General features: G+C 42.3%; 9 protein-coding genes. 1 reads left to right on the top strand and 8 read right to left on the bottom strand.

What is annotated here, in order from left to right; genetic code table 11:
* Nucleotides 1-15: 15 nt before the first annotated feature.
* Both GSF13_RS02655 and GSF13_RS02660 read right to left on the bottom strand, forming a co-directional pair.
* Nucleotides 16-3,111 (bottom strand): hypothetical protein, encoded by a 3,096-nt coding sequence (locus GSF13_RS02655; RefSeq protein ID WP_211865016.1) that lies wholly within the window; start codon nucleotides 3,109-3,111, stop codon nucleotides 16-18.
* Nucleotides 3,112-3,114: 3 nt separating this feature from the next.
* Complete coding sequence (locus GSF13_RS02660) at nucleotides 3,115-4,194, bottom strand: DUF4150 domain-containing protein (protein ID WP_211865018.1); 1,080 nt, start codon at nucleotides 4,192-4,194, stop codon at nucleotides 3,115-3,117.
* A gap of 475 nt (nucleotides 4,195-4,669) precedes the next feature.
* Here GSF13_RS02660 and GSF13_RS02665 point away from each other — a divergent pair, with 475 nt between their 5' ends.
* Complete coding sequence (locus GSF13_RS02665) at nucleotides 4,670-4,882, top strand: cold-shock protein (protein WP_010369631.1); 213 nt, start codon at nucleotides 4,670-4,672, stop codon at nucleotides 4,880-4,882.
* 57 nt (nucleotides 4,883-4,939) lie between these two features.
* On the opposite strand, the gene GSF13_RS02670 is transcribed toward GSF13_RS02665, so the two are convergent.
* The 6 genes from GSF13_RS02670 to GSF13_RS02695 all read right to left on the bottom strand — a co-directional run bounded on the left by GSF13_RS02670 (nucleotide 4,940) and on the right by GSF13_RS02695 (nucleotide 11,446).
* Entirely contained in the window at nucleotides 4,940-6,274 is a 1,335-nt protein-coding gene (locus GSF13_RS02670) for a magnesium transporter (RefSeq protein ID WP_211865020.1), read from the bottom strand.
* The gene (locus tag GSF13_RS02675) at nucleotides 6,271-7,098 is read right to left on the bottom strand and encodes a magnesium transporter (RefSeq protein ID WP_174169440.1); all 828 of its coding nucleotides are present in this window, start codon (nucleotides 7,096-7,098) and stop codon (nucleotides 6,271-6,273) included. The genes GSF13_RS02670 and GSF13_RS02675 overlap by 4 nt, the downstream gene beginning before the upstream one ends.
* A 9-nt stretch (nucleotides 7,099-7,107) precedes the next feature.
* The gene (locus GSF13_RS02680) at nucleotides 7,108-7,965 is read right to left on the bottom strand and encodes a mechanosensitive ion channel domain-containing protein (protein WP_102058484.1); all 858 of its coding nucleotides are present in this window, start codon (nucleotides 7,963-7,965) and stop codon (nucleotides 7,108-7,110) included.
* A gap of 216 nt (nucleotides 7,966-8,181) precedes the next feature.
* Nucleotides 8,182-8,646: a pyridoxamine 5'-phosphate oxidase family protein gene (locus tag GSF13_RS02685; RefSeq protein WP_211865022.1), complete on the bottom strand. Its 465-nt coding sequence runs from the start codon at nucleotides 8,644-8,646 to the stop codon at nucleotides 8,182-8,184.
* A gap of 62 nt (nucleotides 8,647-8,708) precedes the next feature.
* Entirely contained in the window at nucleotides 8,709-9,263 is a 555-nt protein-coding gene (locus GSF13_RS02690; protein ID WP_102058483.1) for a type 1 glutamine amidotransferase domain-containing protein, read from the bottom strand.
* A gap of 179 nt (nucleotides 9,264-9,442) precedes the next feature.
* Nucleotides 9,443-11,446, bottom strand: coding sequence for an alpha-amylase family protein (locus GSF13_RS02695; protein WP_211865024.1), 2,004 nt, complete (start codon nucleotides 11,444-11,446; stop codon nucleotides 9,443-9,445).
* Between the last annotated feature and the right edge of the window lie 258 nt (nucleotides 11,447-11,704).

An 11,704-nucleotide genomic window follows, 5' to 3' on the forward strand; every position in this document is an offset into this window, starting at 1 on the left:
GTGTACGTCTCACTTTCAGTAACCTCCACCGGTCTCATAACTTTCATAATCTATAGGGAGAGTCATATAATTATCTAAAATCAACTTAGGACTTATACTAATGCTAGTTACATCATCTGGAATCTTGAAATAGAAGTCACCTGAAACGTGCTCATTTTCTTTAGAAAAAGTAGGAGTATAATCTTGAGTTCCATAAACCCATGTTCCTTTATGCTTATTAAGTGTCACTTTATGTCGATACTCATAATTAACAACTAGACTCAAATCAGACACCCCAATCTCAAACCTTGGTGTTAACACCTTAACCAAATAAGCATTGTCTCCTAAGTTGGATATTGAGACTTTCGGCTCAAAAAGTATAGAGTTGACATAATTATGATACTTTTCAGGGTTTATAAAAGCTGGTAGATTTTCACCAGACTTTGAGAAGGGACCATTTTTAGCCCAAATTTCTAACTTTGACTCGATTAATGACTCAGCTACTATTGTAGTTATTATACTTCCGACGAGTAAAGCCCAACCTACCGGACCTAATTTGGCAGCAAATATACCATACATCGCCGAAGAGAATGTCACGCCAGAAGCTATCAACATTGTCGTACCCGCTACAGTGTCATTCCTCTCTATAAGCTTCAAGGCGTCTTTTAATAATATGTCAGTTCCTACAAACCCGACAACTCCACTAAACAACCTAAGCTTTGTAAACAATAATATTGAGCTACGAATTTTAATAGCATGTTCAACTTCTTTAACCTGATTAATTGCATTAAAAAGAGAAGCGGATGCTGCTATTTGAGCCCCAATTATCGCGACATTTTTTTCGTTCTCATAACTCTCCCCTTTGCCTTCAAAGTTTTTTTTATAGTCTGAATAAGCAAGGTAGGTACTGTAAGAAACCAACATAAAAACAATATGGGCAACAGATTTATTTATAAGCTGAGCACCTAAGTTTGCTTTTGTAGAGGATATTCCATTAATGGAATAGTCTCCGCCTAATTCTTGTGCCACATTAAAAGCAAATCCACCTTTATACAGTGACGTTTTTGGCATGGTAAGCGCACTTTTACCTCTGAGCACAGTGTCTTGAACCTCCTTAATATCTGAAACTCTCAGTGCTAAAGCTATAATAACCTCTTTGGTCTTTTTTAACATTTCAGCATTGTGAGGTTTGTTTCCAGGCCCTTTAATTTTTAGCTTTAATGCACCAGCAACAACTTCAAGATCTCTTTTTGCTATATTTGCTTGCTTTCCGTTACTTGCCTGTCTGAGTATCCGCTGAAAAGGTTTTTTTGCCTCGCCCGTGACAAGTTTCTGCAAAACAGGCAAATCAACGAATTCTTTAGTAATTGCGATTCTATCGTTTGGTATCGCTCCTAAAGAGTGAATCTCTAGTTCACCAAACCAACTTGGAGACCTCGCTTTTATCGTTGCACCAACAATATGTAATAGTCTTTCACTAGGTGGGATCTTCTCAAATTTCAGTACAGCTAACTGTTGCTGAAGTGCGACGTACTCTTGTACACCCTTTAGTGAAATATCAACTCCTCCTTTAGCAATATTAAAAATGGATCCTCCCATATTGATGTGCTGATTACCTTGGATATCACTTTTAAACTTTTTCGGTGTGAATTCGCCAAGCTCAGAGGAAATTAATTCTTCGTCATAAATGGAGCTCTTGAGCATATCTCCGTAAGCATCTGGATGAGCACAAAATAGAACATTAAAAAAGCTACTCTCATTGTCAAAATTTTGCCATACAAACTCTAGCGCTTTACTCTGTTGAAGCTGTAGGTCTTTTCTGATTCGTGTTAACTCTTTTTTATTTACCATTGAATCAATGTATAAAGGTATAGAATCATCTGGCATAGTTAATAGTAAAAAATGTTCGGATGTGAGTCCTAGTCCATCATCAAAAGCCGATTGTTCAAGTGTACTAAAATCGATTAGTACAGACTTTTGGGTAGGCGGGCTCGCAATATTATTTCTAGAACAAAGATTAGAAAGTGTAGTGTTCTGAGCCTCAATTTTTCTATTGTAGATATCATACAAGTTATTTCTAGCATCAATTATTGACTGCAATTCGTTAACAACTTCTTGTGGTTTTTCGCCTAGAAGATATTGCTCTAACTTATCCTCAGATACTAAGGCTGCTGCCTTTCTGAGCACTTTAGAAGTACTGTCATTCTGTTCATATAAGTTTGTTGCGAGTCTGTTTCTCATTTTTGTGTAATCAATTTCATAGAGTGACTCATCAAAAAGGAGCTTATGAGCAATTAATGCTGACTTTTGAAACCCATTTTTAGACAGCTCAGTTTGTCTATTTCTCAGGCTATGTAATGCAGCTTCCCCTTCTAAATAATATTTTTGCGCTATCCCCAAAACATCATGCAAATAAATACAGGGTTCACCGTCTTCATTGGCTTTTAGGTTTTCAATATTGTCCCAGTTGGGGGCTGATGAAAAGTCGATAGTTTGCATGCGCTCGCTACGATAGGTCGAGGCTTTTCCTTCGTTTGGGCACTTTGACGTCATTGGCTTTTTATCAAAGCGGCTGTCATCTGGCTTCATATCACCCAGTGCGCTGATGTAATCCCACGACCATTGCACGCGTGAAAAGGCAACTTGATAAGTCATAGTTTCAACTGAAGTTGCGTCTGAGAAGAGGCCTTTTGCGCGAATTGGCATCATGAGTCTTGGCATATACATGCCGTTGTTGGGCCTGAAGTTTTGACCGTGATGCTCGCGAAGGTCAACTTCACTAAGCAAGCCCTCTGCAATAGCGGCTATTTCGCGCCACAAATAACCATTAACAAAAAAGTAGTAGTAACCAACCGGCTCATCTTCTTGAAATTCTTTTTGATCTTTAAACATAGGCACGTATTCAGGTGCCTTTGCTTTATTGATATCAAGTGATGCGTCTGAAAATACACGTAGCTCGACTGACTCAGCAAAAGGGATCTGGTCAATGGGTTTGGGTGTTGACGCCCGTTGAATTTCAGCAAAACCAAGTGGTATAACACAGTCGTTACCATCAATCCCAGGTAATTGTTGCTCTAAAGTACAGGGAGTATGCTCGTCACTGAGTTCGGTTTTTAAGATATGCGTTCCCATGCTTTATTGTCCTCCTTGCTCTAGCTTATTTTGCTGTTTACTTGCACCTTGTTTCACAACTGCGCTTCCTTGTGAGATAAGGCTGTAACCGCCTTCGTTCTTGAACCCGCTGGCACTTTGGATTGGATCTTGTTCAGTGCCCGTTGCATCTCTTTTCGCCACTGACAGTGAGCTAGGGGTCGCACCGCCCGGTTGATTCAAGGGAGAAGGTGGCGTGTTTTTACTGTTAGAGATCATAAGATCTCCTTGGCGAACGGCGGGTTTTCCTTCGATATACACATCAAAAGAGCTGGTAATAAACTCTGCTTTGCCTTTGATTGTGCCACTGGCAATGCCTTTCTTTTTACCGGGTTGGTCACCTGTGCTTTTTGAAAAGTTACTTTTTATATTGGCTGCAGGGTTGCCATTAATTTTTACCGAGCTTGCCGTGCTCGCTGCATCACCTGATTTGGCGAGATTGCTATAAGGAATTGGCACAACAACTTTACCAATCTTAGTCCAGCACACATCTATGGTATTTAGCATGCCACCACTGTCTTTATGGACTGCGGTGCGACCATTAATTAATACGTTTTGGCCGCTTACGATACCGACTTGTTGTGCTTCGCTATCTACATCTTTTTCAATTTGTTCCTCAGTGCCAGCTTGCCATCCTATTTTGCGCTCAACCAAATCTAAAAATGCCCGAGGGTTGTCAATGGGCATGTGCATATCCATGCCAGTTTCTGGCTCTAGATGAGGTAAAATTGGCTCGTTTTTTTCGTCGTTCCACTTGGGCGGTGGGACAATATAGTCACTGACAAACTCGGTTATCATTTCACCCAACATCATATCGCCATATTTAGCGCGCGCAATCTCGTCTATAAATGCGTTTTCACCGCTGGCTTTGTCAGGAAATACGGCTATCCCATTTACACAGCCAATGGCACCATTATTTTTCGCTGCGATAGTAAGCTTTAACAATGCAGGATTATTATGTCGCCACGACACGCTCCCACCTACTCGAAGCGTTGCTGACATGGCATCTTGATCGTACTGAATTGAATCTGGTTCTTTACCTTTTACTGCCGCGATAAAGCTCATAACACACTCCTTGTTAGTCTTTATTTGTTTCCTGATGTAGCACACAAAATCGTTGCCTTAATCAAGAATGAATCAAAAGCCTAAACGTACAAAAATTAACGTAAGATTAAAGTTGGTAATGTTTTAAAAGATGATGTAGTAAGTCCTTCTATTCGATTAGGCAGGCAAACACATACTTAACTTAAATTCGTCCATTCCAATCAAAGTTACACTAATAAATCCGCTCAAAATTCATTTTCGCTCACTTTTTAAACAAAAAAGTTGCAAACTTCATTGGACAGCGCCGTCAGAACGCTATACTATATGCAGGCTTTAGATACTTAGAGCACTTACTACTGCTGCACTGTTTTTTCTTGATACTCTTTTTTTTAAAAAGTCGTTTATAGATATACCAATGCGTTACTAGCTAAGTTTTATCTATCGCTTTATCGGTGATTTTCACCACATATTTAATTTTTTGAAAAAGGTTTCAATTATGTCTAACACAGTAAACGGCACAGTTAAGTGGTTCAACGAAGAGAAAGGTTTTGGTTTCATCACTCAAGAAAACGGCGGTAAAGACGTATTCGTACATTTCCGTGCTATCGTTTCTGACGGTTTCAAAACTTTAACTGAAGGCCAATCAGTGTCTTTCACAGTTGAAGAAGGCCAGAAAGGTCCTCAAGCAAGCAACGTAGTAGTTAACTAATACGTATTGCTCAGAGCTAGTGCAGGCACTAGCTCTACGAATTTTACCACTCCTCACTTAGCCTTTCGGCAACATATCTGACAGTAACAACGCAATCCCCAAAAATGACATAAAACCCGCTATATCTGTAATTGTCGTAAGTACAATTGATGAAGATTGCGCAGGGTCGAGTCCAAATTTTTTCAATGCTATTGGTACAATGGCACCTGAGCTTCCCGCAATGACAAGAGACGATATCATCGCCAGCGCAATAACAAGTGCAAGGCCGAGTGATTGACTCCACAAATATACGCCAATGCCACAAGTAACCGCTATTGCTATGCCATTTAACAGCCCAACCATCATTTCTTTTAGCATCACCTGATACCAGTGTCGCGTTGAAATTTCTCGTAGTGTTAAGCCTCGCATCGTTACAGCCAAAGCTTGAGCCCCTGCGTTACCCGACTGCCCAGCCGCTACTGGCAGCAAAATAGCTAAAGCGGTAACTTGAGCAATCAATCCCTCAAATGCCCCCACTACGGCAGCGGCTGCAAATGCGGTTAACAAGTTAATTTGTAACCACGGAAGCCGTTTCTTTACTGCAAACCAACTACTTGATAGGGCTTTTTCGTCTTTACTCGCACCTACCATGGTCTGCATATCACTCGCTAAATCTTCTTTGGTTGACTGATAGGCATCAAAAAATCGGATCTGCCCAACTAGCTGTTGCTGCGCATCAAGTACTGGAATTGCTCGCACTTTGTGCCCTTCAAACGCTTCCACGACCTGATCTTTATGATCCATTACATTTAGCGTGACTCGGATCGGCGTCGCAACCTGCATTAGGGTTTTACTTAAGGAGCTTCCCACTAAGATATTGAGTGTTGTCTCGCCCACTAAATCCTGCTGCTCGTTTAATACGTAGATGACGTCTGGCACTTTACCGTCTAATCGCTTCAGCTGCGCGAGCACTTCACGTAGTGTTGTATCTGAGTAAAACGCTTGCACCTTTTTGTTCATCATTCTCGCAGCGGTATTTTCAGGAAAAACCAGCAACTCACTAAGTTCATTCGCTATGGTTGAATGCTGCTCCTTTAATTTAGCAAGTAGTACCTGCTGCGCCTCCTGCGACTGTTTATTCAAAAGCCCGACCGCAATATGGCTATCTAGGCTCGCGATAAATTGTGCTTGATATTCCACAGGGAATTGCTGGAAAATTTGTTCAGCGGCTCCCGGCGGCAAATATTTCCATAAACGATAAATGATATGTTGTGCCTGCTGTTGTAATAATTCAGCGGCTTCGTCTGGAGGTAAAGTGCCGAGGAGCTGCGCACTTTTGAGCGGAAACTTACTTAAAAACTCATCACTGAGCTGCTCTACCGCTGAATCTAATGTATCTTTTGCTACGCTCATCGCTTATTTCCCCTGACCTTAACTGGCACTAATGTATCTAACATGCTGGCAAACGAACTGGTGTAGGCATCTAACAAATCTAAAGATTCGCTTGGCTTGTCTTGTGTTTCATCCATTCTGACAAGTGCACTTCTCACCCTGTGATGTGGCAATACCCCAATAAAATCACCACTTCGATTAGCAACCGCAACCTGATCTTGTTGTGCCCAAACGGGCGATTTCAATGCACTATGCAACTCGGTATAACCACTTAGAGAAACGACGTGAGTATCCATTAAATCTGCAATTTTCTGTTGCGGCGCTTTGCGAAGCAAATGAGTTAGTGATAGCTGACCCACCACATGGCGATGCTGATTTACCACATAAACTAGCGTAAACCCGATATAGTCACGTTTTTTTAAGCGCAGCAGTGACTCCTCAACTGTCATTGTTTCTTCAAGAATTAATACGTCCGTTTCAACCCATGCTCCCACAGTATAATCAGGGTAGCTAATCAACATCTTACAGAGTGTTTGTCGTCTTACTGAGATGAGGTTAAGAAAACGGGCAAGTTCTTCATCCTGTAAATGCCTAAAGATAGCAGCAATATCAGCCAACTTCATTTTGCCAAGCCATCTCGCAATATCCACATCCGTTTGCGTTATCAGAATTTCCGCTGCACTGCGGGGCTGCATGACTTTAAGCACGTTTAAAGCAACTTCATTTGATAACGTTTTTAGTAACTTGGCAGCGACATCTGGCGTTTGCAAAGAAAGTAAGCGCGCGGCGCCTGCCGGCTCCTCTTGTAAAAAGTGTTGCGCAATTTTGAGGTTTAACGCTGACATAGAGCCTCCCTACTGCTTACTTGAATGGCTGTGTGTCGCGGTAATATGTGCCGATTCTTTTAAAAATTGCCTTGCCGGTATTAGGGTTCTCCCTTTTTGGGTTTCAATCACTAGCATCGTTGCTGTGATTTCGGTGAGCGTACCTGAAACGCCTGCAATTTCAATTTGATCGTTAATTCGACAGTGACGCAGCGCTTGTTTTGCCGCAACGGTATTTGCGATTAGCTCTCGACTCCCAAGACCAAAGGCCAACGCAACTCCTGCACACAATACGCCTGTCAGCACCACCACCATATTGGTCACGAATTGAATATTGATCCCTAATTGCTCAATACCTATTACCGTTGCGGTAAATAGAATCGCGAGCTTGGCTATGTTACCCGCGACTTCAACTCGCGCAAACCCAACGGACTGCGCTCCGGCTCTTGCCATAGCACTGGCCAAATTGCCAAGCAGATAACCACCAACAATAATAAATATCCCAGCGAGTAGATTTGGTAAATAACTGAGTAGCGAGGAGATCCAATCACTGAAGAAGTTTAAGCCAAGGCTGGATGTGGCCGCTGCGATAAAAAACATCATCGTGACCCAAAACACGGTTTTCCCTATTAATCGAGCGTGTTTTAGATTTAGCTGAAGCGTTTGTTCGGTTTGCACTCGTTGACTTAAACCCGCCAATGCACGATTGCAAAGCTTAAATAACGAAATAGTCAGCTTGCTCAATAGCCAGGCCACTATCCAACCGACAAACAGCATGAGTGCCGCACCCAATAGTTGCGGCGTATGAGTCACAAGTTGATTGATTAATTGCTCGTAACTGGCAGATAAGGCGTGTTGCCAATTATCAAAGGTACCCTCGGTGGCCATGTAAACTCCTGAATTCGCTAAAACAGCTTACTTTTAAATCAATACATTCATTGTTATCACAGCGTTAGCCGTTGTCCAGAGAATTCCCCTAAGTCCTAAATATTTAAACTACTAACAATACGTTTGGGAACATTTTTGAGAGAATGGAAGCAATTAAGGCGCAAAAACAAGTACCGTCTTTGCGCCCTAGTTGTTTCTTTACATTGGGTGATATAGCTACCTAAAGCGGATGGTTTCTCGCTCACCCATTTCTTCCGGTTCCACATTTTTGCCCACGGCTAGTTTTAATAAGCCGCTCAAGTCAGGGCTAACATGCCAAATTTCAGCATCGTCCAGTTCAAAACGGAGCATGATAAGCTCTGGGTCATCTTTACCCTTTTCAAACCAACTCTCTGCCTGCCTTGACCAATGGGCATCAAGTACGTCTTGTCTTGTTTCTTCGATTAAGTGTCCGCGAATACAAGCGAATACATTATGCCCTTTACTGGAAAATTGTGCGGTTGCTTTGCCACACTTAGCAATACGATTTGTTTTGCTGGTAAAAAACCAAAACTCGCCGTTGGCGTCTTTATCCAACTGTGCTCGCATTAGCTCATGGTGATTATTGTCATCACTCAAACCAATCATCACATTGGGGCTGCTGTCTAGCGCTTCCCAAAAAGTTTTCTTTATGTCTGACATTATCTTCTCCTTATTTATATCAATTAGCGTCTGCTTGAAACGGCACAAACCCACTCTTTCGATTAATTGATAGTATCTTGTTGCAGAGCCTCAATAATTGCTTCATTAAAAGCATCAAGATCATTTGGATTGCGACTTGTGATCAAGTTGTCGTCTACCGCAACTTTAAGGTCAATCCAGTCTGCACCTGCATTTTTAAGATCGGTTTTGATACTTGGGAAAGAGGTAAGCGTTTTTCCCTCTACCAACTGGGCTTCGATTAACAGCCAAGGGCCGTGGCATATCGCCGCAATTGGACGCTTATTTCCAAACTGTGAAAAGGCCTGTATAAATTTAACCGCAGATTTTTCCTGCCTTAGTCTGTCAGGGTTGAATAACCCGCCCGGTAAAACGAGCCCCGCATATTTACTGGGTATGGCTTCATCCAAGGTTAAATCAACGGCGACTTTCTCACCCCAATTGTCTTCATCCCAAGCGGTAATATCTCCCTTTTTTAATGAAATGATATCAACATTAAATCCAGCGCTTTCAAGCGCCTGCTTAGGTTTAATTAGCTCACTTTGTTCGAACCCGTCAGTGGCTAAGATCGCGACTGAAATATTGTCTGACTCCGTCATCATTCTCTCCTTCAATACGTTGCTGGTGTAGAGGTAGATGCGGATACTTATGCAGAATCAATACCATCATATAACCTTATGAAATATATAAATATTAAAGATTAGTGTATTGATTGGATGTAATCTTTACAGAACAGAGGAATGTAAATCTGGACTAGGTTAGCCCTAGTCCATCTTTATTATAATGAAGAGATAGAGGCTGAGTTTGTGCCAAACTCAAACACGTTCAATTTCCCGCATTGAGCAAAGTGATTATTGCTCGTGTATGGCGTGTCTTGTTGGTTAATATCCCCTTCCCAGCCTTGACCATTTTTAACGAATGCTTTTACTTCAAACCAACCGTTGAATGTTTTGCTACAGTCCATTTCTACTTCCAGCAACCAGTAATGTGCTCCCCATTGATTGAGTGACATGACGCCAAAACCATCGCTATCGTAACGCTTTTCCGCGCCCCAGCTAGCAGGCCACATATTGGTTGTCCAATCCAGAGGACTCCCTTGGGCATCACTAGACTGCCCTGCTTCAGCCGCTAGCCAATCCAGCCTGTTATCAGCCACTTTCCAAGACGCAGTTGTCATGTTTCGCATGTTCAAATGTTTGACAGGTAAAGAGCAAAGCGTAGGGTCGGCGCTACAATCAACCCCGCGCTGCAATGCTGCGGCATGATCAAGGCCACCTCGGACGAACATATCCTGACCAGATTGAGTTTCTGCTTTAATAAAGACTAATGTGCGTTGCCAATCACCAATCTCTGGTGGTGTTGCCAGTTTACTTTGATGATGAATGGCTAAGGCATCCATAGCAGCTAAATTAATTTGTGCGTAACCATTGGTATCAACTTCGATGCTTCTACCCGCGCAGTCTCCTTGGCCGATACCTCCACTTAGCACATCACAATAGGTGCCCGCTGCAAGCCCCGTTTGCAGGCTTTGAACCATACTAGAAGATTCTCGGTTAATAGCGACAAAGCCTGAATCACCTCGGGAAAATGCAATTTGGTTATTACCATTGTCCCACCAATTTGCCACCGTCCAATTGCCATTAGTATGATTTCTAAACTGCATCGCACCTGCAATCATTGGGCGACGATGCTCACACTGCCATAGTTGACTAGTACAGTTGAGGTTAGCGTTTTGATGAACAGGCACCGAAGGGCCGCCAGCATCGGTGTCGCCATTAAACTCGTAACTCGACATCACTTTAGGATAACCATAAGGATATGCCAGCATAAATACATTTGCTAAATCATACAGTTTATCATCATGAAAGGTAACGATAGAGCCTGCACCACCGTGCCCGCGTTGGTTGTCATGATTGTCTGTAAATACCACGGCTTTATAACTTGGCATCATACCCCAAGCTTCGCCAAAGCTTTTTAACCAAGCCAACTTGCCTTGCTTAAATGTCTCACTCAGTTTAATGCTGTATTTAAACTCGGTGACTAAGCCATTTTGATGATATTCAGAAGCAGAAACCGCCTCACCTCCTTGATCAATCACCTCTTGGAAAACGACCGCTGGTTGATTTAACTTGGCTAACACATCGCCAATATCACTTGCAGGCATGTGCTTGCTTGCATCTAACCTAAACCCTGCCACGCCCAGAGACTGTAAATCGTTTAAAAAGCCCGCTAGGATATTTTGTACGTAGCTCGCATCAGTGTCTAAATCATGAAGCCCTACGAGTTCGCAGTGCTGTACTCGCCATGCATTATTACCGTAGTCTTCAGGGTTTATTGCACAGGTGCTATGAAAATCTTGTGGACTATAGATAGGATATTGTTTGTTGCCAAAAGCGTTACCCGCAACTCCGATGCCGCTGCCATGGGCCATGTGGTTTATAACGGCATCAACATAGATGTCTACTCCGGCAGATTTACACCTTGCGACCATATCGGCAAATTCGGCTCGACTACCACTACGACTCGCTATCTCATAACTGACTGGCTGATAACGAGTCCACCATTGATCACCTGTGATATGCTCATTGGGTGGCGATACTTGCACAGCCGCGTAGCCTTTTGGCCCCAAAAATGTTTCACACTCCGTCGCAACATCTGCCCAAGACCACTCGAATAAATGAACGAATGTTGTTGGGTCGCCTTCAGCTGCATGTGCAGGTGTAACGCAACTGGATGTTAACAACACACCCGCTGCAATTTGGTTTAGTTTTATATTTTTCATTATTGCGCCTCTTATTCACACAAGATTAACAATATAGAATTCCTAGCTAAACAATCTACTGAATACGTATGCATTAGTTTTACTAACAAGTAGCCTTACTAAGAAATAGCATAAACACCGAGTAGTATTTTAGCTTCAGCAATGAATGAACTCCTCTAGCAACTGAATCCTTGCTCGCGATATGCGAGAACATGAAAATTGCAATTAACAAAGCAACAACAATTAAATAATTACATAAATAAGCGCTTTAAAATACAA

Origin of the sequence: Pseudoalteromonas sp. M8, from assembly GCF_018141365.1 — a bacterium.
Taxonomy (GTDB): domain Bacteria; phylum Pseudomonadota; class Gammaproteobacteria; order Enterobacterales; family Alteromonadaceae; genus Pseudoalteromonas.